Annotated in this window: 25 protein-coding genes; 10 read left to right on the forward strand and 15 right to left on the reverse strand. The window is 65.8% G+C overall.

The annotated features are described in order from the left end of the window. Positions 1–58: 58 nt before the first annotated feature. Together recA and LRS53_RS16095 are read right to left on the reverse strand one after the other, a co-directional pair. Positions 59–1,102, reverse strand: a complete 1,044-nt coding sequence (recA, locus tag LRS53_RS16090) for a recombinase RecA (protein WP_017639019.1) — start codon at positions 1,100–1,102, stop codon at positions 59–61. A gap of 86 nt (positions 1,103–1,188) precedes the next feature. Further along, the gene (locus LRS53_RS16095) at positions 1,189–1,689 is read right to left on the reverse strand and encodes a CinA family protein (RefSeq protein ID WP_231356575.1); all 501 of its coding nucleotides are present in this window, start codon (positions 1,687–1,689) and stop codon (positions 1,189–1,191) included. Positions 1,690–1,854: 165 nt separating this feature from the next. On the opposite strand from LRS53_RS16095, the gene LRS53_RS16100 reads away from it, so the two are divergent. From LRS53_RS16100 to fdxA, 9 genes are all read left to right on the forward strand, one after another. After that, positions 1,855–2,892 carry a LacI family DNA-binding transcriptional regulator gene (locus LRS53_RS16100; RefSeq protein WP_231356576.1) on the forward strand — a complete coding sequence of 346 codons (1,038 nt, stop codon included), beginning with the start codon at positions 1,855–1,857 and terminating at the stop codon, positions 2,890–2,892. A 57-nt stretch (positions 2,893–2,949) separates the two neighbouring features. Then, positions 2,950–3,732 carry a sugar phosphate isomerase/epimerase family protein gene (locus tag LRS53_RS16105; RefSeq protein WP_231356577.1) on the forward strand — a complete coding sequence of 261 codons (783 nt, stop codon included), beginning with the start codon at positions 2,950–2,952 and terminating at the stop codon, positions 3,730–3,732. Continuing rightward, positions 3,725–4,654 carry a sugar kinase gene (locus LRS53_RS16110; RefSeq protein ID WP_231356578.1) on the forward strand — a complete coding sequence of 310 codons (930 nt, stop codon included), beginning with the start codon at positions 3,725–3,727 and terminating at the stop codon, positions 4,652–4,654. The genes LRS53_RS16105 and LRS53_RS16110 overlap by 8 nt, the downstream gene beginning before the upstream one ends. 37 nt (positions 4,655–4,691) lie before the next feature. Further along, on the forward strand, positions 4,692–5,975 hold the full coding sequence (locus tag LRS53_RS16115; protein WP_231356579.1) for an MFS transporter: 1,284 nt from the start codon (positions 4,692–4,694) through the stop codon (positions 5,973–5,975). 14 nt (positions 5,976–5,989) lie between these two features. After that, positions 5,990–6,973 (forward strand): 2-hydroxyacid dehydrogenase, encoded by a 984-nt coding sequence (locus LRS53_RS16120; protein WP_231356580.1) that lies wholly within the window; start codon positions 5,990–5,992, stop codon positions 6,971–6,973. A 53-nt stretch (positions 6,974–7,026) separates the two neighbouring features. Next, positions 7,027–7,233: a hypothetical protein gene (locus LRS53_RS16125; RefSeq protein WP_007159388.1), complete on the forward strand. Its 207-nt coding sequence runs from the start codon at positions 7,027–7,029 to the stop codon at positions 7,231–7,233. A 76-nt stretch (positions 7,234–7,309) separates the two neighbouring features. Next, positions 7,310–9,259: an ATP-binding protein gene (locus LRS53_RS16130; protein WP_231356581.1), complete on the forward strand. Its 1,950-nt coding sequence runs from the start codon at positions 7,310–7,312 to the stop codon at positions 9,257–9,259. A gap of 92 nt (positions 9,260–9,351) precedes the next feature. Further along, positions 9,352–11,928, forward strand: a complete 2,577-nt coding sequence (mutS, locus tag LRS53_RS16135) for a DNA mismatch repair protein MutS (RefSeq protein ID WP_231356582.1) — start codon at positions 9,352–9,354, stop codon at positions 11,926–11,928. A gap of 68 nt (positions 11,929–11,996) precedes the next feature. Further along, complete coding sequence (gene fdxA, locus LRS53_RS16140; RefSeq protein WP_017639028.1) at positions 11,997–12,320, forward strand: ferredoxin FdxA; 324 nt, start codon at positions 11,997–11,999, stop codon at positions 12,318–12,320. 407 nt (positions 12,321–12,727) lie between these two features. Here the strand turns inward: fdxA and rpoS are convergent, their stop codons facing one another. From rpoS to LRS53_RS16180, 8 genes are all read right to left on the reverse strand, one after another. Further along, on the reverse strand, positions 12,728–13,720 hold the full coding sequence (gene rpoS / locus LRS53_RS16145) for an RNA polymerase sigma factor RpoS (protein WP_231356583.1): 993 nt from the start codon (positions 13,718–13,720) through the stop codon (positions 12,728–12,730). Between the two features lie 110 nt (positions 13,721–13,830). Next, positions 13,831–14,667: a peptidoglycan DD-metalloendopeptidase family protein gene (locus LRS53_RS16150; protein WP_442968517.1), complete on the reverse strand. Its 837-nt coding sequence runs from the start codon at positions 14,665–14,667 to the stop codon at positions 13,831–13,833. A 170-nt stretch (positions 14,668–14,837) separates the two neighbouring features. Then, positions 14,838–15,476 carry a protein-L-isoaspartate(D-aspartate) O-methyltransferase gene (locus LRS53_RS16155; protein ID WP_160923793.1) on the reverse strand — a complete coding sequence of 213 codons (639 nt, stop codon included), beginning with the start codon at positions 15,474–15,476 and terminating at the stop codon, positions 14,838–14,840. Positions 15,477–15,514: 38 nt separating this feature from the next. Beyond that, a complete protein-coding gene (gene surE, locus LRS53_RS16160; protein WP_231356585.1) occupies positions 15,515–16,270 on the reverse strand; it encodes a 5'/3'-nucleotidase SurE in 756 nt (251 codons plus the stop codon). Beyond that, positions 16,258–17,316: a tRNA pseudouridine(13) synthase TruD gene (gene truD, locus LRS53_RS16165; RefSeq protein WP_231356586.1), complete on the reverse strand. Its 1,059-nt coding sequence runs from the start codon at positions 17,314–17,316 to the stop codon at positions 16,258–16,260. The genes surE and truD overlap by 13 nt, the downstream gene beginning before the upstream one ends. Beyond that, a complete protein-coding gene (gene ispF, locus LRS53_RS16170) occupies positions 17,313–17,786 on the reverse strand; it encodes a 2-C-methyl-D-erythritol 2,4-cyclodiphosphate synthase (protein ID WP_017639034.1) in 474 nt (157 codons plus the stop codon). The genes truD and ispF overlap by 4 nt, the downstream gene beginning before the upstream one ends. A 209-nt stretch (positions 17,787–17,995) precedes the next feature. After that, complete coding sequence (gene fghA, locus LRS53_RS16175) at positions 17,996–18,850, reverse strand: S-formylglutathione hydrolase (RefSeq protein ID WP_231356587.1); 855 nt, start codon at positions 18,848–18,850, stop codon at positions 17,996–17,998. A 41-nt stretch (positions 18,851–18,891) separates the two neighbouring features. Continuing rightward, positions 18,892–20,004, reverse strand: coding sequence for an S-(hydroxymethyl)glutathione dehydrogenase/class III alcohol dehydrogenase (locus LRS53_RS16180; RefSeq protein WP_017639036.1), 1,113 nt, complete (start codon positions 20,002–20,004; stop codon positions 18,892–18,894). Positions 20,005–20,108: 104 nt separating this feature from the next. Between LRS53_RS16180 and LRS53_RS16185 the strand changes: the two genes are divergently transcribed. Further along, positions 20,109–21,008 carry a LysR substrate-binding domain-containing protein gene (locus tag LRS53_RS16185; RefSeq protein WP_269216739.1) on the forward strand — a complete coding sequence of 300 codons (900 nt, stop codon included), beginning with the start codon at positions 20,109–20,111 and terminating at the stop codon, positions 21,006–21,008. A gap of 48 nt (positions 21,009–21,056) precedes the next feature. Here LRS53_RS16185 and ispD read toward each other — a convergent pair whose 3' ends face one another. From ispD to LRS53_RS16210, 5 genes are all read right to left on the reverse strand, one after another. After that, a complete protein-coding gene (gene ispD, locus LRS53_RS16190) occupies positions 21,057–21,758 on the reverse strand; it encodes a 2-C-methyl-D-erythritol 4-phosphate cytidylyltransferase (RefSeq protein WP_231356588.1) in 702 nt (233 codons plus the stop codon). Continuing rightward, complete coding sequence (locus tag LRS53_RS16195) at positions 21,758–22,036, reverse strand: septum formation initiator family protein (protein ID WP_007159473.1); 279 nt, start codon at positions 22,034–22,036, stop codon at positions 21,758–21,760. Before LRS53_RS16195 ends, ispD begins: the two co-directional genes overlap by 1 nt. A gap of 165 nt (positions 22,037–22,201) precedes the next feature. Continuing rightward, positions 22,202–23,491, reverse strand: coding sequence for a phosphopyruvate hydratase (eno, locus tag LRS53_RS16200; protein WP_007159474.1), 1,290 nt, complete (start codon positions 23,489–23,491; stop codon positions 22,202–22,204). Positions 23,492–23,570: 79 nt separating this feature from the next. Continuing rightward, on the reverse strand, positions 23,571–24,419 hold the full coding sequence (gene kdsA / locus LRS53_RS16205) for a 3-deoxy-8-phosphooctulonate synthase (protein WP_017639039.1): 849 nt from the start codon (positions 24,417–24,419) through the stop codon (positions 23,571–23,573). Between the two features lie 2 nt (positions 24,420–24,421). Beyond that, positions 24,422–26,050: a CTP synthase gene (locus LRS53_RS16210; RefSeq protein ID WP_160923743.1), complete on the reverse strand. Its 1,629-nt coding sequence runs from the start codon at positions 26,048–26,050 to the stop codon at positions 24,422–24,424. Positions 26,051–26,094: the final 44 nt, after the last annotated feature.

The following is a 26,094-nucleotide window of genomic DNA, read 5'->3' on the forward strand; positions in this document are numbered from 1 at the left end:
TCCTCCTTATGCAAAAACCCCCGCACGAGGCGGGGGTTGTGTCAAACGTGGCACCCGATCACAGATCGATGTCAGCGTCTTCTTCGGCGGCCACTTCGGCCTTCTGGTTGGTCGGCTGGCTCAGCAGCTTTTCGCGGATCGCCTTGTCCACGGCGCCCTTGATCTCAGGATTGTCTTCCAGGAACTTGGCGGCATTGCCCTTGCCCTGGCCGATCTTGCTGCCCTGGTAGCTATACCAGGCGCCCGACTTCTCGATCAGACCCAGCTGCACGCCCAGATCGATGATCTCGCCGTTCAGGTAGATACCCTTGCCATAGAGAATCTGGAACTCGGCCTGGCGGAACGGCGGTGCCACCTTGTTCTTGACCACCTTGACGCGGGTTTCGCTGCCGATCACCTCGTCGCCTTCCTTCACCGCGCCGATGCGACGGATGTCGAGACGGACCGAGGAGTAGAACTTCAGGGCGTTACCGCCGGTGGTGGTCTCGGGGTTGCCGAACATCACGCCGATCTTCATGCGGATCTGGTTGATGAAGATGACCAGGCAGTTAGCGTTCTTGATGTTGCCGGTGATCTTGCGCAGCGCCTGGGACATCAGACGCGCCTGCAGACCCACGTGCATGTCACCCATCTCGCCTTCGATCTCGGCCTTGGGCACCAGGGCCGCTACCGAGTCGACGATGATGACGTCGACCGCGTTGGAGCGCACCAGCATGTCGGTGATTTCCAGGGCCTGTTCGCCGGTATCCGGCTGGGACACCAGCAGGTCGTCGACGTTGACGCCCAGCTTGCCGGCGTAGTCCGGATCGAGCGCGTGCTCGGCGTCGACGAAGGCGCAGGTAGCGCCCTGCTTCTGCGCCTGAGCGATGACCGACAGGGTCAGGGTGGTCTTACCCGAGGATTCGGGACCGTAGATTTCGACGATCCGGCCCTTGGGCAGACCGCCGATGCCAAGGGCGATGTCTAGACCCAGGGAGCCGGTGGAAATCGCCGGAATGGCCTGGCGCTCGTGATCGCCCATGCGCATCACGGTGCCCTTGCCGAATTGCTTTTCGATCTGTCCCAAGGCCGCGGCCAGGGCACGCTTTTTGTTGTCGTCCATTAGATTCCTCTCGGAGAAAGAAGGGCCAGACGGCCGTGGATACCTGTATAAGTGAACAGTATTAAACCATAGTCGCCCTCTGGTTGCTACACCCGAGGGCCTTTTTCCTCGGCCAGCAAGGTCAATAAAACCTGCAGGGCACGGACCTGGGTCTGCTGGCGGACCGCGGCGCGATCGCCAGCAAAGACCTGCCGTTCGGTGCGCAAATTTTCTCCATCGCGCCAGGCCAGCCAGACAGTGCCGACCGGCTTGCCCGGCACTGCACCGCCCGGCCCGGCAATACCGCTTACCGCGACCGCGAAGCGGGCACCGGCGCGCTGTTGCGCACCCAGCGCCATGGCCGTCACCACCTCTTCGCTGACCGCGCCGACCTGCTCGAACAGCGCCTCGGGCACGTCCAGCTGCAGGGTCTTCTGCCGGTTGGAATAGGTGACGAAGCCGGCCTCGAACCAGGCCGAGCTGCCGGCGACGCGGGTGATCGTCTCGGCGATGCCGCCGCCGGTGCAGGATTCGGCGGTGGTCACTTGGGCACCAGCCGCCTGCAGGGCGTCGCCCAACCGCTGGGCGAGACTGTCGAGGGAATCCATCGAGACCTTCCTGTGCGAAAGAGAACATAAGAGGTGACCGCGGCAAGCGAGCGCCTGCAGCGACCACTGGTCGGCCTGCACCTTAGACAGGCTTGCCGGCCCGCGTGAGAAAAGATTTACTGAAACCGGTTTCAGGCACCTACAAAATCCTAACAGCGGTACGCCATGAACGATGTCTTCATCCCCGGTCCGCGCGCTACCCGTGCGACCATCGCCGAAGTGGCCGCCGTCGCCGGCGTGTCCAAGGCCAGCGTGTCCCGCTATATCAGCGGCGATCGTCGCCTGCTGTCAGACGCCCTCGCCACGCGCATCGAGCAGGCCGTGGTCGCCCTCGATTTCCAGCCCAACCAGATGGCCCGTGGCCTCAAGCGCGGTCGCAGTCGCCTGATCGGCATGTTGGTGGCCGACCTGCTCAACCCCTACTCCACCGCGGTGATGCACGGCGTGGAAACCGCCTGCCGCCAGCAGGGCTATTCGCTGCTGATCTGCAACACCGATCAGGACGCCCGCCAGGAGCGCCAGCAACTGGCCGCGCTGCAGTCCTACAGCATCGAAGGCCTGATCGTGAACACCTTCGGCCAGCACGCCGCCGATCTGCAGCACCTGGGCAGCCGCCTGCCGCTGGTCCTGCTGGATCGCGAATTGCCGGGCGTCGAGGCCGATCTGGTCGGGCTCGACAACCACCAGGCCATCGCCACCGGCGTGGCGCACCTGCAACGCCAGGGCTATCGCGACCTGCTGCTGGTCAGCGAACCCCTGGATGGCACCAGCTCCCGCCGTCAGCGCCTGACGGCTTTCGACGCGGCCCTGGCCGCACACCCCGGCTGCCGCGGCGGGCATTGCGCCCAAGCCGACAACGCCCTGGCGCTGCAGACCGCCCTCGCCGCCTTCCTGGCCAGCCCCGGCCCCGGTCCCAAGGCGCTGCTCACCGCAAACGGTGTGGCGACCCTGGCCACGACCCTGGCGCTGCAGGCCCTGGGCGAGCCCCTGTTCGAGCGCCTCGGCCTGCTCGCCCTGGACGATCTGGACTGGTTTCCGCTGGTGGGTGGCGGCATCAGCGCCCTCGCCCAGCCTACCCATGCCCTGGGCGTGGCCGCCTTCGAACGCTTGCAGCGGCGCATCGACGGGGATCGCAGTGCACCGATGCAGCAGACCTTCGGAGCGGAATTGCACATCCGTCAGTCGACTCGCGCTAGAACCTAGGGGCACCTTTCGCCTTTTTGCCCGTCTTTTGATGAAACCGGTTTCAGGAGAACAACAATGCCACCGGAGATCGCCATTACCACCTCGGCCTTTGGCGCCGACGGGGTCCGTACCCAAGGCCAAGCTGCCTGGCTCGACCTGATCGCCGCCGCGGGGGCCAGCCATGTGGAAATCCGCGCCGAGCTGTTCACCGATGCCCCCGATTTCGCTGCCCTAGGCGCCGCCATCCAGGCGGCTGGTCTGGGCTGTGTCTATTCGGTTCCCCTCGAACTCTGGCCCGAGGCCGGAGCGGCCCTGTCGCCGCGCCTGCCTGCAGCCCTGGCCGAAGCCCGCCTGCTGGGCGCCGATACCCTCAAGGTGTCGCTCGGACACTATCGCGCGGCGGCCGATCTTTCGGCGCTTGGCCACGTGCTACAGGACGGTGGTCCTCAGCTGCTGGTGGAAAACGACCAGACCGCCCAGGGTGGCCGGGTCGAACCGTTGCGCGCCTTCATCCAAGCGGTCCGGGCAGCAGGCCTGCCAGTAGGGCTGACCTTCGATGTCGGCAACTGGCGCTGGCAGGACGAAGATCCGCTGCAGGCCGCTCGCCTGCTCGGCCCGGACGTCCGTTACCTACACTGCAAGGCGGTCCGTCGCCGCGCGGGTGGCCTGCACGCCGTGCCGCCGGAAGCCGCCGATCTGCTGGCCTGGCAAGGCCTGATGACCTATTTCCCCCGCGGCTTGCGGCGCGCCATCGAATTTCCCCTGATGGGTGCGGATCTACTGGCCGAGACCCGCCGCCAGGTGGCGGCGCTGCGCACCCTGGATGGCCATGCCCAGGAGGAACGCCGGCATGGCTGAAGTCGATATCCTCGCCTTTGGCGAAACCATGACCATGTTCGTCGCCGAGACGCCGGGTGACCTGGCCACGGTCGGCCAGTTCGGCAAGCGCATCGCCGGTGCCGACAACAATGTGGCCATCGGCCTGAGCCGCCTGGGCTTCAGGGTCGCCTGGCTGTCGCGCGTCGGTGACGACTCCTTTGGCCGCTTCGTGCGCGCCAGCCTAGAGGCCGAGGGGCTGGACTGCAGCCGCCTCAAGGTCGATCCGCAGCACCCCACCGGCTTCCAGCTCAAGTCTCGCGCCGCCGATGGCAGCGATCCGGTGGTGGAGTACTTCCGCCGCGGTTCGGCGGCCAGCCACCTCAACATCAATGAGGATTTCGACCCGAGTCTGCTGCAGGCGCGTCACCTGCATGCCACCGGTATCCCGCCGGCACTGTCGCCCAGCGCCCGCGCCTTCAGCCGCCACCTGCTGCAGGCCATGCGCGACGCCGGTCGCAGCATTTCCTTCGACCTCAATCTGCGGCCCTCTCTCTGGGACAGCGAAGAGCAGATGCGCCGCGAGCTCAACGACCTCGCCGCCCTCGCCGACTGGGTGCTGCCCGGCCTGGCCGAGGGCAGGCTGCTGACCGGCTACCACACCCCGGCGGACATCGCCGCCTTCTACCTCGACCGCGGCGCCAAGGCGGTGGCCATCAAGCTCGGTCCCGAAGGTGGCTACTGGCGCACCCCTGAGGCCGAGGGTGAGGTCCCCGGCGTGCCCGTGGCCGAGGTGGTGGACACCGTTGGCGCCGGTGATGGCTTCGCCACAGGCTTCGTCAGCGCCCTGCTCGATGGCCTCGATGTCGCCGCCGCCGTCGCCCGCGGCAACTGGATCGGCGCCCGCGCCGTGCAGGTGGTCGGCGACATGGAAGGACTGCCCTACCGACACGAACTGCCCTGATCTACACCTTTACAAGAACAATCAAGCAGGTGACCCCATGAACGCCTCTTCTCTCGCTCCACGCCGCTGGTGGTATCTGATGCCGGTGGTCTTCATCACCTACAGCCTGGCCTACCTCGACCGGGCCAACTATGGCTTCGCCGCCGCCTCGGGCATGGCCGACGACCTGGGCATCACCCCGGCGATGTCCTCGCTGCTCGGTGCGCTGTTCTTTCTCGGCTACTTCTTCTTCCAGGTACCCGGCGCCATCTATGCCGCGAAGCGCAGCGTCAAACGGCTGATCTTCTGGAGCCTGATCGCCTGGGGCGGCCTGGCCACCCTGACCGGCATGGTGCCCAACGTCACCCTGCTCATCGCCATCCGCTTCCTGCTCGGCGTCGTCGAAGCGGCAGTGATGCCGGCGATGCTGGTCTATCTCTGCCACTGGTTCACCAAGCGTGAGCGCTCGCGGGCCAATACCTTCCTGATCCTCGGCAACCCGGTGACCATTCTCTGGATGTCGGTGGTCTCGGGCTATCTGATCCATGCCCTGGACTGGCGCTGGATGTTCATCATCGAAGGCCTGCCGGCGGTGATCTGGGCCTTCATCTGGTGGCGCCTGGCCGCCGAGCGGCCCAAGGATGCCACCTGGCTCGCCGCCGAGGAAAAGGCCCGCCTGGAGGAGGCGCTGAAGGCCGAACAACAGGGCATGAAGCCGGTCAAGAACTACGCCGAAGCCTTCCGTTCGCCCAAGGTCATCCTGCTGTCGCTGCAGTATTTCTGCTGGAGCATCGGCGTCTATGGCTTCGTCCTCTGGCTGCCATCGATCCTGCGCCAGGGCGCCCAACTGGACATCGTCCAGGCCGGCTGGCTGTCCTCCCTGCCCTATCTGGCCGCCGTGCTGGCCATGCTCGGCGTGTCCTGGGCCTCGGATCGCATGCAGAATCGCAAGCTGTTCGTCTGGCCGCCGTTGCTGATCGCCGCGCTGGCCTTCCTCGGCTCCTTCGCCCTCGGCCCTCACCACTTCTGGTGGTCCTATGCGCTGCTGGTGGTGGCGGGGGCCTGCATGTACGCCCCCTACGGCCCCTTCTTCGCCATCGTCCCGGAGATCCTGCCCGTCAACGTCGCCGGTGGCGCCATGGCGCTGATCAACAGCATGGGCGCCCTGGGCTCCTTTGCCGGCTCCTACCTGGTGGGCTATCTCAACGGCGTGACCGGCGGTCCCGGCGCGTCCTTCGGCTTCATGGGTGGTGCCCTCCTGGTGGCCGTGGTCCTGACCCTGCTGTTGCGCCAGGAACCGGTCGCTCGCGCCGCGGCGCTCAAGCCCGCCACCAGTCACTAGAGGAAGACTCGTCCATGAAAAAGAAGGTGATCCACTACAAGGCCCTGTCGCCGGTGCTGACCGCGCGATTGAGCGAGGCCTTCGACCTGGAGTACATCGACGTCAAGGCGCCGAGCGGCGAAGCCCGACTGCGCGAACGCCTGCCCGAGGCCCAGGGCCTGCTCGGCTCCAGCTTCAAGCTGACGCCCGAACTGCTGGATTTGGCGCCCCGGCTGGAAGCCATCGCCAGCGTCTCGGTGGGTTTCGACAGCTACGACCTGCCCTATCTGCAGCGGCGCGGCATCCTGCTCTGCAATACCCCGGATGTGCTCACCGAAAGCGTCGCCGATGCCGCCTTCGCCCTGCTGCTCGCCACCGCGCGGCGCATCGTCGAGCTGGCCGACTGGGTCCGCGCCGGCCAGTGGCAGGCCAGTCTGACCGAGGACCATTTCGGCTGCGACGTCCATGGCAAGACCCTGGGCCTGGTGGGCATGGGCCGCATCGGCCAGGCCATCGCCCGCCGCGCCCACCTGGGCTTCGGCATGCAGGTCAACTACACCGCCCACGCCGCCAAGCCGGAGGTGGACGAACGCTTTGGCGCACGCTTCCTGGCGCTGCCCGAGTTGCTGGCGAGCTGCGACTTCCTCTGCGTCACCGTGCCCCTGAGCGACGAGACCCACCACCTGCTGGGCGCTGCCGAACTGGCGCGGTTGCCGGCCCATGCCATCCTGATCAATGTCTCGCGCGGCCCGGTGATCGATGAAGCCGCGCTGATCGCCGCCCTGCAGCAAGGCCGTCTGCGTGGCGCCGGGCTGGATGTCTTCGATCGCGAACCCGTGGCGCCGGACTCACCCCTGCTGCGGCTGCCCAACGTGGTGCCGACGCCACACCTGGGCTCGGCGACCCAGGAGACGCGCGAGGCCATGGCCCGCTGCGCGGTGGACAACCTGCTGGCCGCCCTGGACGGTCGCCGGCCGCCGAATCTGGTCAACTCGGAGGTCTGGCAGCACCGCGAGTGAGCCTTGGCGCTCATTTGTGGTCAGACCATTATCAGCCCAACGGAGAACGCCCCATGACCGCCTTCGACGATCCCCAAGCCTTCGTCAACCGCGTGCGCGAGCAGGCCGCCGATGCCGAGCGCAGCGGCGACATCCCCCGCCTGCTGCAACTGGTCAACGAACTGGCCACCGCCTTCGAGCGCCAGGCCCGCAGCACGGCGGCGGACAACGCCGAGGTGGCGCGCGCCGTCGAGGAGTTCGAGCGGCACGAGGGCACCTGAACCGCCGGTCCGCCCGCCTTTCGGTCGTGCGCCCTTTCGGTACCGTGACGGACCAGCGTCCCGAGGTCTAGCTCTAGTGCCCATCGCCACCCACACCCTGCTCGGCCGGCTACTCAAGCTGGTCCCGCGGGACGCTCCCGCCCCCTGGCGCTATCTGGGTGCCGCCCTGCTGATCGGCATCGCGGCCGGGATCCGGTTGAGCCTGGGCATCGACAGCCTGCCCTATCTGCTGTTCATCCCCTTCATCATGGCCGCGGCCTTCTGGTTCGGCCTGGGTCCCGGTCTCTGTGCCATCCTGCTGTCAGTGCTGCTGGCCGAGACCCTGTTCGTCAAGGCGCCGGCTTATTTCGCGCTGTTCTCCGAACGCTGGGTGTCCCATGCCCTGTTCGTGCTGGTCAATATCATCATGGCGACGGTCTGCGCGGCCCAGCGCCGCAGCCTGGAGTCCCTCTATCGCTTCGCCGGCAATCTCGGCGAACAGGTCACACTGCGCACCCGTCAGCGCGACCTGATCTGGCAGGCCAGCCCCGACCTGCTCTGTACGGCGACCCTGGAAGGCCAGCTGCTGGACCTCAATCCAGCCTGGACCCATACCCTGGGCTGGAGCGAAGAGCAGTTGCGCCATGAGCCCTTCATGGCCTTCGTGCACGTCGAGGATCGCGCCCGCACCGAGGCGGCCCTGGAGCGCCTGGCGCTTGGCGAACCGGTGTTCGGCTTCGAGAATCGCTATCGGCATCGCGAAGGCGGCTATCGCTGGCTGTCGTGGAATTCGGTGCTGCAGGAGGGCCTCATCTATTCCGCGGTGCGCGAGGTCACCGCCATCCGCGAACAACAGGAAGCCCTGCGCCAGACCGAAGAGCAACTGCGCCAGAGCCAGAAGATGGAAGCCGTCGGCCAGCTCACCGGCGGGATCGCTCACGATTTCAACAATCTGCTGACCGGGGTGATCGGCAGTCTCGACATGCTCAGTCTGCGCCTGGCGCAGGGTCGCTTCACCGACCTCGAACGCTATGCCACGGGTGCCAAGGGCGCCGCCGAACGCGCCGCGGCCCTCACCCACCGCCTGCTGGCCTTTTCCCGTCGCCAGGCGCTGGATCCCTCGGCCACCCAGACCAACGCCCTCGTGCAGGGCATGGAAGAGCTCATCCGCCGCTCGGTCGGCCCCCAGGTCGAGATCCATATCGAACTGGCCGAGGCGCTCGACCTCACCTTGTGCGATCCCCACCAGCTGGAAAACGCCCTGCTCAATCTGTGCATCAATGCCCGGGATGCCATGCCCGAGGGAGGGATGCTGCGCATCGTCACCGCCAATCGCCGCCTCAACGACGCCCAGGCCGCCGCGCTGGAATTGCCGGCTGGCGACTACGTGACCCTGGCAGTGCTCGACACCGGTTCCGGGATGCCGCCCGAGGTCCTGGCGCGCGCCTTCGATCCCTTCTTCACCACCAAACCGGTAGGCATGGGCACCGGCCTGGGCCTGTCGATGATCTATGGCTTCGCCAGGCAGTCCGGCGGCGTTGCCCATATCGTCTCGGCTCCGGACCGAGGCACTACCGTGACGCTCTATCTGCCACGCCTGGTGGAAGTCCCACCGCCGTCGGTCGAGACGATGCGTACTTCGCCGTTGCGCTATCCCGCTGGCATGACGGTGCTGGTGGTGGACGACGAACCCCTGGTGCGGACGCTGGTGGACGAGGCCCTGCGCGAACACCGCATCCGCACCCTGGAGGCGACCGATGCCGCCACCGCGTTGCAGGTGCTGGAATCGGATACGCCGCTGGATCTGCTGATCGCCGACGTTGGCCTGCCAGGCGGGTTGAGCGGCTGCCAGCTCGCCGCCCTGGCCCGGGAGCGTCGCCCGGGTCTGATGACCCTGCTGATCACCGGCTACGCCGAGGCGGAGCTACCCGGCGAACCCCTGCCCGCCCCTGGCGTCGAGGTGCTGGCCAAGCCCTTCACTCTGGAAAGGCTCATGACCCAGATCGATCTGCTGCTGGCCGCCCGCGAACAAAAGCCGCAGGCCTGATGCCGCTCCCTTGAGCCGAGTGGGGCCGACAAACGCCACAAGTTGGTGGACAATACGCGGCTATCCAAAGGCAACCGGATCGAAACACCCGCATGAGCGATCTCTCCGCGCACACGCCCATGATGCAACAGTATCTCAAGATCAAGCATCAGCACCCCGAACAGCTGCTGTTCTATCGCATGGGCGATTTCTACGAGCTGTTCTATGACGATGCCCGGCGTGCCGCCAAGTTGCTCGACATCACCCTGACCGCCCGGGGCGCCTCGGCCGGCAAGTCCATCCCCATGGCCGGCATCCCCTTCCATTCCGCCGAGGGCTACCTGGCCAAGCTGGTCAAGCTCGGCGAATCCGTAGTGATCTGCGAGCAGATCGGCGACCCGGCCACCAGTAAGGGCCCGGTGGAACGCCAGGTGGTGCGCATCATCACCCCGGGCACCGTCAGCGACGAGGCGCTGCTCGACGAGCGCCGCGACAACCTACTGACCGCTGTGCTGGGTGACGAGCGCCTGTTCGGCCTGGCCGTGCTGGACATCGCCAGCGGCCGCTTCACCGTGCAGGAACTGGCCGGCTGGGAGACCCTGCTGGCGGAGCTGGATCGCCTCAACCCCGCGGAACTGCTGATCCCCGATGACTGGCCCGCTGGCCTGCCTGCCGAGAAGCGCCGCGGCGTGCGTCGTCGGGCGCCCTGGGATTTCGACTGCGATTCGGCGCTCAAGAGCCTCTGCCAGCAATTCGGCACCGGCGACCTCAAGGGCTTCGGCTGCGACAAGCTGGGCCTGGCCCTCGGCGCCGCCGGCTGCCTGCTGGCCTATGCCAAGGAAACCCAACGCACCGCCCTGCCCCATCTGCGCAGCCTCAGGCACGAGCGTCTGGACGACACCGTCATCCTCGACGGCGCCAGTCGCCGCAACCTGGAATTGGACGTCAACCTGGCCGGTGGTCGCGACAACACTCTGCAATCGGTGGTGGACCGCTGCCAGACCGCCATGGGCAGTCGCCTGCTGACCCGCTGGCTGAATCGCCCGCTGCGCAATCGCGCGGTGATCGAGGCGCGTCAGGACGCCATCACCTGCCTGCTGGAAGGCTATCGCTTCGAGACGCTGCAGCCGCAGCTCAAGGACATCGGCGACCTGGAGCGTATCCTCGCCCGTATCGGCCTGCGCAACGCCCGCCCGCGTGACCTCGCCCGTCTGCGCGATGCCCTGGCCGCGCTGCCGGCGCTGCAGGACGGGCTGACGCAGATGATCGCCCCGCACCTGCTCGATCTGGCCAAGAGCATCCAGACCTATCCGGAACTGGCCGCGACCCTGGCCCGCGCCATCATCGACAACCCGCCGGCGGTGATCCGCGACGGCGGCGTCATCAAGCGCGGCTACGACAGTGAGCTGGACGAGCTGCAGACCTTGAGCGAGAACGCCGGCCAGTTCCTCATGGACCTGGAGGCCCGGGAAAAGGCCCGTACCGGCCTGCAGGGGCTCAAGGTCGGCTACAACCGCGTCCACGGCTACTTCATCGAGATCCCCAGCCGCCAGGCCGAATCGGCACCGGCCGACTACATCCGCCGCCAGACCCTCAAGGGCGCCGAGCGCTTCATCACCCCGGAACTCAAGGCCTTCGAGGACAAGGCCCTGTCGGCCCAGAGTCGCGCCCTGGCGCGGGAAAAGGCCCTCTACGAGGCGCTACTGGACGAACTCATCGGCCACCTGGCGCCGCTGCAGGACAGCGCCGCCGCCCTGGCCGAGCTGGACGTCCTGGCCAACTTCGCCGAGCGCGCCCTCAACCTGGACCTCAACAAGCCGCGCTTCGTCGCGGAGCCCTGCCTGAAAATCGGGCAGGGGCGCCACCCGGTCGTGGAGCAGGTGCTGGAAACCCCCTTCGTCGCCAACGACGTCACCCTCGACAACGACACCCGCATGCTGGTGATCACCGGTCCGAACATGGGCGGCAAGTCCACCTACATGCGCCAGACCGCGCTGATCGTGCTGCTGGCCCATGTCGGCAGCTTCGTCCCGGCGGCCAGTTGCGAACTGTCCCTGGTGGACCGCATCTTCACCCGCATCGGCTCCAGCGACGACCTGGCCGGCGGCCGCTCCACCTTCATGGTGGAGATGAGCGAGACCGCCAACATCCTGCACAACGCCAGCGAACACAGCCTGGTGCTAATGGACGAGGTGGGTCGCGGTACCAGCACCTTCGACGGCCTGTCCCTGGCCTGGGCCGCCGCCGAGCAACTGGCGCGGCTGCGCGCCTGGACGCTGTTCGCCACCCACTACTTCGAGCTGACCGTGTTGCCGGAAGGCCAGCCGAGCGTGGCCAACGTCCACCTCAACGCCACCGAGCACAACGACCGCATCGTCTTCCTGCACCATGTGTTGCCCGGCCCCGCCAGCCAGAGCTATGGCCTGGCCGTGGCGCAACTGGCCGGGGTACCGGAAGACGTCATCCTGCGCGCGCGCGAACACCTCGCCCGCCTGGAGGCGGCCAGTTTCAACGGTGAGGTGGGTACGCCACTGCCGATAAGTGTCCCTTCCAAGGACCGCCCCTTGCAGGCCGATCTGTTCGCCAGCGCCGCCCATCCTCTCATCGAGGAACTGGAACGCCTGCAGCCGGACGACATCACACCCAGACGGGCCCTGGAGCTTATCTACGAATGGAAAAAGCGTATCTGAGTTAACGGATACGAGGGTTCCGGCAATGCTGCTAGAATCCGCCGCCTTAGCCTGAGGAGAACGAGCAGATGACCTTCGTCGTCACTGACAACTGCATCAAATGCAAATATACCGACTGCGTGGAAGTCTGCCCGGTGGACTGCTTCTACGAAGGCCCCAACTTCCTGGTGATCCACCCGGACGAGTGCATCGACTGCGCTCTGTGCGAACCCGAATGCCCGGCCCAGGCGATCTTCTCGGAAGACGAGGTGCCGGCGGGACAGGAAGCCTTCATCGAACTCAACAGTGAGCTGGCCAACATCTGGCCGAACATCACCGAGAAGAAGGAAGCCTTGCCTGACGCCGCCGAGTGGGATGGCAAGCCCAACAAGCTCCCCCAGCTCGAACGCTAGGCCTTGCCTGGAATCTCCAGGCAATAAAAAAGGGGGCGGATCGCTCCGCCCCCTTCGTCCCTGTCCCTGTAATCCTGCCACCGTCCTGGTGAACCTCGTCCTGAGGTGATCCCGATCCGCTTCCTGCCGATCCGTGTCGTCCCAGACACAGAGCCGATAGTACTCTCCTCCCGAGCAATGGCAATCTGCCACAAGCCGCCCTCTCAGGCCGCTTCGCTGCTCCGCCCTAAACAAAAAATCGTTATGCGGCAATCACTTGAAGATTGGCCATACTGATCAAGCGATGCTTTCCGGCAGTCTCAAGCGATTCATGCTTACGCGGCCTGTAAGCCGAGGCTTACAAGAACACGCAGAAAAAAGCCCGGATGAATCCGGGCTTCGTTTGGCTGATATTCAGCTAGGGCTGGTCAGAACAGCGAATCACTGGACAGGCCATTGCGCTCGAAGATCTCGCGCAACCGCTTGAGTGCCTCGACCTGGATCTGCCGCACCCGCTCGCGGGTCAGTCCGATCTCCTGCCCGACCTCTTCCAGGGTGCAGGCTTCATGACCCCGCAGGCCGAAGCGGCGTACCACCACTTCGCGCTGCTTTTCCGGCAGTTCCAGCAGCCACTGGTCGATGCTCTGGTTGAGATCCGAATCCTGCAACAATTCACAGGGGTCGGTGGGGCGATCGTCGGTCAGGGTATCGAGCAGGGTCTTGTCGGAATCGGGACCGAGCACCATGTCTACCGAGCTGATCCGCTCGTTGAGGCCCATCACCCGCTTAACGTCCGCCACCGGTTTTTCCAGCAGCGCGGCGATCTCCTCGGGCGAAGGCTCGTGGTCGAGCTTCTGGGTGAGTTCGCGTGCCGCGCGCAGATGCAGGTTGAGTTCCTTGACCACGTGGATCGGCAGGCGAATGGTGCGGGTCTGATTCATGATCGCCCGTTCGATGGTCTGCCGGATCCACCAGGTGGCATAGGTGGAGAAGCGGAAGCCCCGTTCGGGGTCGAATTTCTCCACGGCGCGAATCAGGCCCAGATTGCCTTCCTCGATCAGATCGAGCAGCGACAGGCCGCGATTGATGTAGCGGCGGGCGATCTTAACCACCAGGCGCAGGTTGCTTTCGATCATGCGCTTGCGACCGGCGGGATCACCGCGCTGCGCGAGACGCGCGAAATGCACCTCTTCCGCCGGTGACAGCAGTGGCGAGAAGCCGATTTCGTTGAGATAGAGCTGAGTGGCGTCGAGTGCTCGGCCATAATCGGCCAGCTTGGCGCCGCGCAAGACCTGGTTACCGCGCCCGGAGAGCGCCTTGGTCATGGCGGATTCGGCGGATTCCTCACCGAAGGGATTGGAATCGAGAAGCAGGACATCGTCGCCGAGATCGTACTCGGTTTCTTGTTTGTTCTGGATCATCTTGAGTAACCCTTGCTCGTCTGTGCTTCGAACCAGGGCGTATCGATACGTTGCCGATGCGCCATGACTCGCCCCCAAAGAGCTGCGGGATCGAGCCGGCGCCTAGCGAATCAGCGATTGGGCAAAAACTGCAAGGGATCCACCGGCTTGCCCTGACGGCGAATCTCGAAATGAAGCTTGACCCGGTCGGTCCCGGTCGAACCCATCTCGGCAATCGTCTGCCCTATCTTGACACGCTCACCTTCCCGAACCAGCAACTTACGATTGTGACCGTAGGCACTGACGTAGGTTTCGCTGTGTTTGACGATAACCAGTTCACCATAACCCCGCAGACCGTTTCCGGCATAGACCACGGTGCCGTCGGCAGCCGCCATCACGGGCTGGCCTTCCTGGCCGGCGATGTCTATTCCCTTGTTTAGACTGCTGCTGGCGGAGAAGCGACTGATCAAGGTGCCTTTCGTCGGCCAGGCCCAACCGGAGGCCGATTGGGGGACGTCACGGGTCGGCGTCTGGGCTGGCGTCACCGGGGTCGGCGGTGGCGCCGTGGGCAGATTCGGGGTCACCACCGGGGTGGCGGCGGTGGGACTGGAGGTGACGGGCGGCGGGATGGGTACCGGGGTGGCCACCGGACTGCCCGGTGCCGGAGCGGAAGCTACCGTGGCCGGTCGACGGATGATGCGACTGGAACCACTGGCGCTGGAACCGTTGCCGAAACGGATGACCTGGCCGACATGGATGACATAGGGCGCACTGAGACCATTCTGGGCCGCCAGGGCACGCCATTCCCAGCCGTTGCGGGAAGCGATGGAAAACAGGGTGTCACCGCGCTTGACGCGATATTGCCCGGAAGTGACCTGGGGCACGCTGCCGCGACCATCGCCGCGGTCGACCACCGGCGCTCGCGAACCGTTGCTCGAACAACCCGTCAGCAGCAGGGCCACGAGCACTGTCGCCAGCCAGCCTGATCGCCCTCGTCCTGGAAATCCTTGCGCTCGGGCCTTCACCCGTTCCTCCCGCAGAGTCTGATCATCTACCGTCCGGCCATCCCGCCGGCCTCAAGCGGCCAAAGCCGCCAGGCAGCCTTGGAGCGTGGCGCCGGGGTAACGTTCCCTATCGCTCACTGGGCCAGAGGTCCGTTGAGCAGGGGCACGAAACGGACGGCGTTGAGTTCGTGGCGGACGAAGCCGTCGTCTTCGCGCACGATCAGCAGGAGCTTCTGCTCCTCGTCGACGCCCACCGGGATCACCAGGCGCCCGCCGGGTGCCAGCTGGTCGAGCAGCGCCTGGGGGACTTCCCGCGCGGCCGCGGTGACGATGATGCCATTGTAGGGCGCCAGCGCCGGCCAGCCCTCCCAGCCATCGCCCCAGCGGAACACCACGTTGCGCAGGTTGAGTTCGAGCAGCCGCTCCTTGGCTCTATCCTGCAGCGACTGGATCCGCTCCACGGAAAACACCCGCTCCACCGTCTGCGCCAGGATGGCGGTCTGGTAGCCGGAGCCGGTACCGATTTCCATGACCTTGTCCAGCGGCCCGCCGGCGAGCAGGAGCTCGGTCATGCGCGCCACCATGAAGGGCTGGGAGATGGTCTGGTTGTGGCCGATGGGCAGCGCCGTGTCTTCGTAGGCGCGATGGGCCAGGGCCTCGTCGACGAACAGATGACGCGGCGTACGGCGGATCACCTCCAGCACCTGGGCGTTGGACAGCCCCTCTTCGTAGAGGCGCTGGATGAGGCGCTCCCGGGTGCGCTGGGAGGTCATGCCGATGCCGTGTCTTTGCATATGCTCTTGCCCCTGAGTCATGTCAGCAGCTCCGTCAGGGCCGACAGGCCGGCGAAACCCTCGCGGAAGGTGCGATCGAACTGCAGCGGCGTCACCGACACATAGCCTTCCAGCACGGCATGGAAATCGGTACCTGGTCCGCCATCCACGGCATCGCCGGAGACCGAGATCCAGTAGCCGGCCTTGCCCCGCGGATTGATCTCGCGCACCGGCGGCTTGGCCTGGGCACGGTGCCCTAGACGGGTCAGCTGCAGGCCCTTGATCTGCTCGAGCGGCAGATCCGGGATGTTGACGTTGAGCACGGTGCGCGGCGGCAGGTCGAAGCGCTCGTGCAGGGCGACGATGCGGGTCGCGATCTCGGCCGCCACCGCCATGTTGTCGGGACTGCGCGAGACCAGCGAAAAGGCCAGCGCCGGACGATTGAGGAAACGCCCTTCCATGGCCGCGGCCACGGTGCCGGAATAGAGGACGTCGTCGCCAAGATTGGCGCCCAGGTTGATCCCGGCCACCACCATGTCCGGCGTCTCTTCCAACAGGCCATTGAGGCCGAGGTGAACACAATCGGTAGGCGTGCCGTTGACGCCCAGGAAGCCGTTGGGCAGGCGCTGCGGATGCAGGGGGCGGTCCAGCGTCAGGGCACTGCTCACGCCGCTCATGTCATAGAGCGGCGCGACTACCTGGCACTCGTAGTCCGCACGGGCGGAGAGCGCGGCATGCAGCGCGGCGATACCGGGGGCCAGCACCCCATCGTCGTTGGCGATCAGAAGTCGCATGGATGTTCCGTCTGCCCTGCCTCGCCAAGCGTTACCAGCTCGCGAACCACTGCGGTGGCGAAACAGCCGGCCGGCAGGACGAATTCGAGTTGCAGAATGTCAGGAGCGGGATAATGCCACGTCAGGCCGCCGATGGGGAGGCGCAGGATGCGCCGTTCATGCGAGAGGCCGGCACCGGCCAGCCAGGCGGGCAGCTCTCCGGCGGCCTTCGCCACCGCCTGTTCCAGGGCGGCGGCCGGACCCTGCACCGGCGACTCGCCGGCGCCCCACAGGGGGCCGGTGGGGTGCAGATCGAGCGCCGCCAGGCGCGGATCCTCTAGATCGGCGGTGGTCGCTGGAAAGTGGCTGCGGCTGTCGGTGAAGGCCAGCAGGTCGCCCTCCTGCGCCCGCTGCCACGAGCCATCGGCGACACGACCGGCCAGCACCTGATTGAACAGCCAGCTGCGCGCGGCGGACAGGGTCCGCGAACGCCGGTTGCGTTGCTCGGGCAGGCGCTGGTCGCGAGCGCACGCTTGAGCGTCGGCCAGATTGCCGCCCTCATGGCCGAAACGCTGCGGACCGAAATAGTTGGGTACGCCCTCGGCGGCGATGGCTTGCAGCCGCGCCTCCAGCGCCGCGGCATCGGCCTTGAGCCCGGTCAGGCGCAGACGGAAGCCATTGGCCGCATGGGCGCCGCGTTGCAGCTTGCGTCGGTGCCGTCCCTGCTGGAGGATCACCAGCGTCTCGTCGCAGGCGGCCGCGAGGTTCGGATCGGCCTTGCCGGGCAGGTGCAGACTGAACCACTGGCGGGTCAGCGCCTGGCGATCCTTGAGACCGGCGTAGCTGATCGCCCGCTGGGGCACGCCAGCGGCACGGGCGAGGCGGCGCACGGCCTCCTCAGTGTTGAGGCCACGCTTCTCGACCCATAGCCAGAGGTGCTCGCCATCACCGCTCAGCGGGATGTCCAGTACCTCGTCCACCTGGAAGTCCTCGGCGCTGGCCTTGAGGATCGCCTGGCCACAGGGCTCGCCATGGGCGCGCGGCCCGAGCAGCTGGTCTTCGGTCATAGCGGCAGCAACAGGGCCACAGCGTGCACGGCGATGCCCTCTTCGCGCCCGACGAAACCCAGACGCTCGGTGGTGGTGGCCTTGACGTTGACCTGGCCCAGTTCGACCTGCAGGTCCTCGGCGATGGCCTGGCGCATGGCCTCGATGTGCGGCGCCATCTTCGGTGCCTGGGCGGCGATGGTGCCGTCGACGTTGCCGACCTGCCAGCCCTGCTCGCGCACCAGGCCGACCACATGACGCAGAAGCACCCGGCTGTCGGCGCCCTTGAAGCGCGGATCGGTATCGGGGAAATGCTTGCCGATGTCGCCCAGGGCGGCCGCGCCCAGCAGGGCGTCGGCCAGGGCGTGCAACAGCACGTCGCCGTCGGAGTGGGCGACCAGGCCATGGTGGTGGGGAATGCGAATGCCACCGAGGGTGATGAAATCGCCCTCGCCGAAGGCGTGAACGTCGAAACCGTGACCTATGCGCATGAAGAGAGACGCCCTGGAAAATGACAGGGCGTCGATTCTACCGGCTGGCAACAGCTTCCGTCGCCCTTAGGCTCTGTACCAAAAGTGCCTGCGCTCGGTAATGCTTCGTTGAAAAACGCTTCGGAATGCTCATTTACCGCTCGTAAACTCCGCTTCCTCAGCGCTTTTCGCCTCGCCTTACCTTCGCTCGGCAACTTCTCGTACAGAACCTATGGGGTCGACAGGGCGGCCGCGTGATGCCGCAGATGGTCGTCGATGAAGCTGGCGACGAAGAAATAGCTGTGGTCGTAGCCGGGTTGCAGCCGCAGCTCGAGCGGATGACCCGCGGCTTCCGCCGCCCGCTGCAGCGCCTGGGGCTTGAGCTGTTCGGCGAGGAAGCTGTCCTGTTCGCCCTGGTCGACCAGCAGCGGCAGCCGCTCCTCGGCCTTGGCCAGCAGCGCGCAGGCATCCCATTCCGCCCAGGTACTGCGGTCTTCGCCCAGATAGTTCGAGAAAGCCTTGTGCCCCCAGGGGCAATCCAGCGGATTGACGATGGGCGAGAAGGCAGACACCGAGCGATAGCGGCCCGGATGGCGCAGGGCGCAGATCAGGGCCCCGTGGCCACCCATGGAATGACCGCTGACGCCGCGGCGGTCTGAGACCGGGAAGTTGGCCTCGATCAACGCCGGCAGTTCTTCCACCACATAGTCGTGCATGCGGTAATGCTTGGCCCAGGGCTGCTGGGTGGCATTGATGTAGAAGCCGGCGCCCAGGCCGAAGTCCCAGGCCTTGTCGGGGTCGTCCGGTACGCCTTCGCCGCGCGGACTGGTGTCCGGCGCCACCAGCACCAGGCCCAGCTCGGCGGCCAAGCGCTGGGCACCGGCCTTCTGCATGAAATTCTCGTCGGTACAGGTCAGGCCCGACAGCCAGTAGAGTACCGGCAGATCGCTGCGGGCTTCCGCCTGGGGCGGCAGATAGACGGCGAAGGTCATGTCGCAGTCGAGGCTGCGGGCGCGGTGGCGATAGCGCTTGTGCCAGCCGCCGAAACTCTTGTTGCTGGAGAGCAGTTCGAGACTCATGGTCATCTCCCTCGGAAAGAAGGCGCCCGTGGGCGCCCTCTCGGCGATCAGTAGTGGACGACGGTGCGGATGCTCTTGCCTTCGTGCATCAGCTCGAAGGCCTCGTTGATCTGCTCCAGGCCCATGGTGTGGGTGATGAAGGTGTCCAGCGGGATCTCGCCGCTCTGGGCCTTGCGCACGTAGCCGGGCAGCTCGCTGCGGCCCTTGACGCCACCGAAGGCGCTGCCGCGCCAGACGCGACCGGTCACCAGCTGGAACGGCCGGGTGCTGATCTCCTGGCCAGCACCGGCCACGCCGATAATCACCGACTCGCCCCAGCCCTTGTGGCAGCACTCCAGCGCCGCCCGCATCAGGTTGACGTTGCCGACGCACTCGAAACTGTAGTCGACGCCGCCATCGGTCAGCTCGACGATGACCTCCTGGATCGGCTTCTGGTGATCCTTGGGATTGACGAAGTCGGTGGCGCCCAGCTCACGGGCGATGTCGAACTTGGACGGATTGATGTCGATGGCGATGATGCGGCTGGCCTTGGCCATCTTGGCGCCGATGATGGCCGCCAGACCGATGCCGCCCAGGCCGAAGACGGCCACGGTCGCGCCCTCTTCCACCTTGGCGGTGTTGAGCACGGCGCCGATGCCGGTGGTGACGCCACAGCCCAGCAGGCAGACCTTTTCCAGGGGCGCCTCGGCGGGGATCTTGGCTACCGAGACTTCCGGCAGCACCGTGTACTCGGAGAAGGTCGAGCAGCCCATGTAGTGATAGATCGGCTCGCCATTGTAGGAGAAGCGGGTGGTGCCATCGGGCATCAGGCCCTTGCCCTGGGTCGCGCGCACCGAGCTGCAGAGGTTGGTCTTGCCGGATTTGCAGAATTTGCACTGGCCGCATTCGGCGGTATACAGCGGGATGACGTGATCGCCGACGGCGACCGAGGTTACGCCCTCGCCCACCGCTTCGACGATGCCACCGCCCTCGTGACCGAGGATGCAGGGAAAGACGCCCTCGGAATCCTGGCCGGACAGGGTGTAGGCATCGGTGTGGCAGACGCCGGTGGCGACGATGCGGATCAGCACCTCACCGGCCTTGGGCGGCTCGACGTCCACTTCGACGATCTTCAGAGGCTCATTGGGCGCGAAGGCTACGGCGGCGCGGGACTTGATCATGGTCGACTCCAGAGGGACGAAAAAACGAGGTGACCAGTTTAGACGCCAGAAATTCTGGAACAATCGGGCATACTGGAATTCATTTTTGCCATAGGGAAACAATCATGGGTTGGGAAGGCATCGACGAATTCGTCGCCGTGGCGAGCACCCTGCACTTCGGCCAGGCGGCTGATCGTCTCGGCACCTCGACTTCCCATGTCAGCCGTCAGGTCGCCCGCCTGGAAGAACGCCTGCAGGCGCGGCTGCTCTATCGCAGCACCCGCAGCGTGGCCCTCACCGAAGCCGGCCACACCTTTCTGCAGCACTGCCGCCGTCTGCAGGAGGCGCGCGACGAAGCCCTGCGCGAGGTCAGCGATCTCTCCAGCCAGCCCAAGGGACTGATCCGCATGACCTGCGCCGTGACCTATGGTGAGCGTTTCGTCGTGCCCCTGGTCAACGACTTCCTCGCCCGCCATCCCGAGGTGAGTCTGGAGCTGGACCTGACCAATCGCACCGTCGACCTCTTGCACGAAGGCTACGACCTGGCCATCCGCCTGGGCCGTCTGGCCGATTCCCGCCTGGTGGCGACCCGGCTGGCGCCGCGAGAGCTCTATCTGTGCGCCGCACCCAGCTATCTGGAGCGCTTCGGCGCGCCTCACACCCTGTCGGAACTCGCTCGCCATCGCTGCCTGGTCGGCACCAGCGACATCTGGAGCTTTCGCGAAAACGAGCGTGAGGTGCTGCACCGGGTCCAAGGCTCCTGGCGCTGCAACAGCGGCCAGGCGGTATTGGACGCCGCGCTGCGCGGCTTCGGCTTGTGCCAGCTGCCTGACTACTATGTGCTGCCGCATCTGGCCTGCGGCGAACTGCGTGCCCTGCTGGACAACCGCCAGCCGCCCAACAGCGCGGTCTGGGCCCTCTATCCGCAGCGGCGCTTTCTCTCACCGAAGATTCGCCTGCTGGTGGAACACCTCAAGCAGGGCCTGGGCACCCCGCGCTCAGGCGCTCGCCACCCAGCGGGCTGAGCGCAGCGAGCGAGTCTTTTAAGCGATGGGCCACTGCGGGCCTGGATCCTAGGCCTCGGCGAAGACCACTTGCAGCCGCTGCAGGTCTTCGGGGGTGGTGACCTTGATGTTGTCCACCCGGCCTTCCACCAGGCGCGGCGCATGGCCGGCCCATTCCATGGCCGAAGCCTCGTCGGTAATGGCGGCGCCCGCCGCCAGACCAGCGCTCAACGCATCACGCAAGGCACCGAGGCGGAACATCTGCGGCGTATAGGCCAGCCAGACCTGACTGCGATCCACGGTTTCGCTCACCCGGCCGTCGCGCCCGACGCGCTTGAGGGTATCCCGCGCCGGCACGCCCAGGAGGCCACCCACCGGGTCCTGGGCCAGTTCGGCCAGCAGCCGATCCAGATCGTCGCGGCGGAGATTGGGTCGCGCGGCATCGTGCACCAGCACCCAGTCGCCGTCAGTGGCGCCCTGTTCGGCTAGCAGCAGCAGGCCGCCCAGTACCGAGTCGGCGCGCTCGCGGCCGCCCGGTGCGCGCAGGATGCGGGTATCGCCGGCGCACGCCAGGGTCGGCCACCAGGGATCTTCCGCGGCCAGGCTCACCGCCAGGCCGCGCAGGCGCGGGTGGTCGAGGAAACAGTCGAGGGTGCGCTCCAGCAGACTGCGGCCACCGAGATCGAGGTATTGCTTGGGGCGGTCGGCACGCATCCGCGCGCCCACACCCGCGGCGGGAATGACCGCCCAGAAGGAAGGCAGAAGGGACATTATTTGGATTGCAGGAAGAGGGTTTCGCCTTGTTTGACCATGCCGAGTTCGTGGCGGGCACGCTCCTCGACGGTCTCCATGCCTTTCTTGAGCTCGACGACCTCGGCTTCGAGGATCTCGTTGCGCTCCAGCAGGCGCTTGTTCTCGCCATTCTGGTCGGCGATCTGCTGCTTGAGTTCGCGCACCTGGGCGAAGCTGCCATCACCGACCCACAGGCGATACTGGAGACCGCCGAGCAGCAGGAGCAGGAAGGGGAACAGCCAGTAGGGACTTCGCATGGGAGGTAACGGATTCGCGGACGGCGGATGCCGCAAGGACGGCGGCAGAGACGAAAACAGGATAGAAGCCCAGCTCTACGCTTGTAAACTGGGCATCTATCCTGTGGTCCGTCGGACGTGGTGGGAGGTGACGACCTAGGTCATCGCCTCCCGGTCACACAGATTTTAGCTGCGGAACTCGGCACGACCACGGTAAGGCGCCTTGGCACCCAGCTGCTCTTCGATGCGCAGCAGCTGGTTGTACTTGGAGACGCGATCGGAACGGCACAGCGAACCGGTCTTGATCTGACCGGCGGCGGTGCCCACGGCCAGGTCGGCGATGGTGGAGTCTTCGGTCTCGCCGCTGCGGTGGGAGATCACCGCGGTGTAGCCGGCGGCCTTGGCCATCTGGATGGCTTCCAGGGTCTCGGTCAGGGAGCCGATCTGGTTGAACTTGATCAGGATCGAGTTACCGATGCCCTTCTCAATGCCTTCCTTGAGGATCTTGGTGTTGGTGACGAACAGGTCGTCGCCCACCAGCTGCACCTTGCTGCCGATCTTGTCGGTCAGGGCCTTCCAACCGGCCCAGTCGGACTCGTCCATGCCGTCTTCGATGGAGATGATCGGGAACTGCTCGGTCAGCCCGGCCAGGTAGTCGGCGAAACCGTTGGCGTCGAAGGCCTTGCCCTCGCCGGACAGGTCGTACTGACCGTCCTTGTAGAACTCGCTGGAGGCGCAGTCCAGGGCCAGGGTCACGTCGGTGCCCAGCTCGTAGCCGGCGTTCTTCACCGCTTCGGCGATGGCGGCCAGGGCGTCGGCGTTGGAGGCCAGGTTCGGCGCGAAGCCGCCTTCGTCACCCACGGAAGTGCTCAGACCACGGGCCTTGAGCACGGCCTTGAGGTGATGGAAGATCTCGGCGCCCACGCGCAGGGCGTCGGCGAAGCTCTTGGCGCCGACCGGCTGGACCATGAATTCCTGGATGTCGACGTTGTTGTCGGCATGCTCGCCGCCGTTGATGATGTTCATCATCGGTACCGGCATGGAGTACTGACCGGGGGTGCCGTTCAGGTTGGCGATGTGGGCGTAGAGCGGCAGATCCTGGTCTTCGGCGGCAGCCTTGGCGGCGGCCAGGGACACGGCCAGGATGGCGTTGGCGCCCAGCTTGGCCTTGTTGTCGGTGCCATCCAACTCGATCATGGCACGGTCCAGCGCCTTCTGGTCGCTCGGATCCTTGCCCAGCAGCAGGTCACGGATCGGGCCGTTGATGTTACCCACGGCCTTCAGCACGCCCTTGCCCAGGTAGCGGCTCTTGTCGCCGTCGCGCAGCTCCAGTGCCTCGCGCGAACCGGTGGACGCGCCGGACGGCGCGGTGGCGCGACCGACGATACCGTTGTCCAGGATCACGTCCGCTTCAACGGTGGGGTTGCCGCGGGAATCCAGGACTTCACGTCCCTTGATGTCGACGATGTTAGCCATTTTTGTATCGATCTCCATGTTACCGGTCATTGACGGATCAGCCTTCGGCTACCCGCGAGCCTTTTGGTTCAGCCGCCGCTCAGGCAGTTTCGATCGGCGTGAACGACTTCACCAGCTCGTCCAGCGCCTTGAGCTGGGCCAGGAAGGGCTCCAGCTTGTCCAGGCGCAAGGCACAGGGGCCGTCGCACTTGGCGTGTTCGGGATCCGGATGGGCTTCCAGGAACAGACCGGCCAGGCCCTGGCTCATGCCGGCCTTGGCCAGGTCGGTGACCTGGGCGCGGCGGCCACCGGCGGAATCGGCACGCCCACCCGGCATCTGCAGGGCATGGGTCACGTCGAAGAACACCGGGTAGCCGAAGCTCTTCATGATGCCGAAGCCGAGCATGTCGACCACCAGGTTGTTGTAGCCGAAGGAGGAGCCGCGCTCGCAGAGGATCAGCTGGTCGTTACCGGCTTCTTCGCACTTGGCGAGGATGTGCTTCATCTCCTGGGGCGCAAGGAACTGCGCCTTCTTGATGTTGATCACGGCGTCGGTCTTGGCCATGGCCACCACCAGATCGGTCTGCCGCGAGAGGAAGGCCGGCAGCTGGATGATGTCGCACACCGCCGCCACCGGAGCCGCCTGGTAGGGCTCGTGGACGTCGGTGATCACCGGCATGCCGAAGGTGGCCTTGAGCTCTTCGAAGATGCGCAGGCCGGCTTCCATGCCCGGGCCGCGATAGCTGGTCACCGAGGAACGGTTGGCCTTGTCGAAGCTGGCCTTGAAGACATAGGGGATGCCCAGCTTCTCGGTCACCTTGACGTATTGCTCGCACACCTGCATGGCCAGGTCACGGGATTCCAGCACGTTCATGCCGCCGAACAGCACGAAGGGCTTGTCGTTGGCGATCTCGATGTTGCCGACGCGGACGATCTTCTGAGCGGTCATGATCAATCCTTCTTGGCGTAGCGCAGGGCGGCGTTGACGAAGCCGCTGAACAGCGGATGGCCGTCACGCGGGGTGGAGGTGAACTCCGGGTGGAACTGGCAGGCGACGAACCAGGGATGGTCCGGGGCCTCTACCACTTCCACCAGGGCGCCATCGCCCGAACGACCGGAGATCTTCAGGCCGGCGGCTTGGATCTGCGGCAGCAGGTTGTTGTTGACCTCGTAGCGATGACGATGGCGCTCGACGATGACGTCCTGGCCATAGCAGTCATGCACCTGGGTGCCGCTGATCAGCTGGCACTCCTGGGCGCCCAGGCGCATGGTGCCGCCCAGGTCGGAGCCTTCGGTACGGATCTCGGTGGCGCCGGTGGAATCCTGCCATTCGGTGATCAGGCCGACCACCGGGTGGCCGCTGGCCTTGTCGAATTCGGTGGAGTTGGCGTCTTTCCAGCCCAGCACGTTACGGGCGAATTCGATGACCGCCACCTGCATGCCCAGGCAGATGCCCAGGTAGGGGATCTTGTTCTCGCGGGCGTACTGCACGGTGGCGATCTTGCCTTCCACGCCACGCAGGCCGAAGCCGCCGGGCACCAGAATGGCGTCCACGCCCTTGAGCAGATGGGTGCCCTGCTGCTCGATGTGCTCGGAGTCGATGTAGCGCAGGTTGACCTTGGTGCGGCTCTGGATGCCGGCGTGGGTCATGGCCTCGATCAGCGACTTGTATGCGTCGAGCAGTTCCATGTACTTGCCGACCATGGCGATGGTGACTTCCTGCTCGGGATTGAGCTTGGCGTCCACCACGCGATCCCACTCGGACAGATCGGCCGGCTTGCACTCCAGGCCGAAGCGCTCGACGACGAACTCGTCCAGGCCCTGGGCGTGCAGCACCGAAGGAATGCGGTAGATGGTGTCGACGTCTTCCAGGGAGATGACCGCACGCTCTTCGACGTTGGTGAAGAGGGCGATCTTGCGGCGGGAGGAGCTGTCGACGGTGTGGTCGGAGCGGCAGATCAGCACATCGGGCTGCAGGCCGATGGAGCGCAGTTCCTTGACCGAGTGCTGGGTCGGCTTGGTCTTGGTCTCGCCGGCGGTGGCGATGTAGGGCACCAGGGTCAGGTGCATCAGCATGGCGCGGCGCGCCCCGATCTCCACCCGCAGCTGGCGGATGGCCTCGAGGAAGGGCTGCGACTCGATGTCGCCGACGGTACCGCCGATCTCCACCAGGGCCACGTCGGCATCGCCGGCGCCCTTGATGATGCGCCGCTTGATCTCGTCGGTGATGTGCGGAATCACCTGCACGGTGGCGCCCAGGTAGTCGCCGCGGCGCTCCTTGCGCAGCACGTCCATGTAGATGCGACCGGTGGTGAAGTTGTTGTTCTGGGTCACCGTGGTGCGGATGAATCGCTCGTAGTGACCCAGATCCAGGTCGGTCTCGGCGCCGTCATGGGTGACGAACACCTCGCCGTGCTGGAAGGGGCTCATGGTGCCTGGATCCACGTTGATGTAGGGATCCAGCTTGAGCATGGTGACCTTCAGCCCTCTCGCTTCCAGAATGGCGCCCAGGGAAGCCGAGGCGATGCCTTTCCCCAAAGAAGAAACAACACCGCCCGTGACGAAAATAAAGCGCGTCATGAAAATTCCTAGAATCTGCGTTGAGGCGGAGAGCCGCCGATGAA

The sequence above is a fragment of the Pseudomonas sp. PLB05 genome (genome assembly GCF_021106615.1).
GTDB lineage: Bacteria > Pseudomonadota > Gammaproteobacteria > Pseudomonadales > Pseudomonadaceae > Chryseomonas > Chryseomonas benzopyrenica.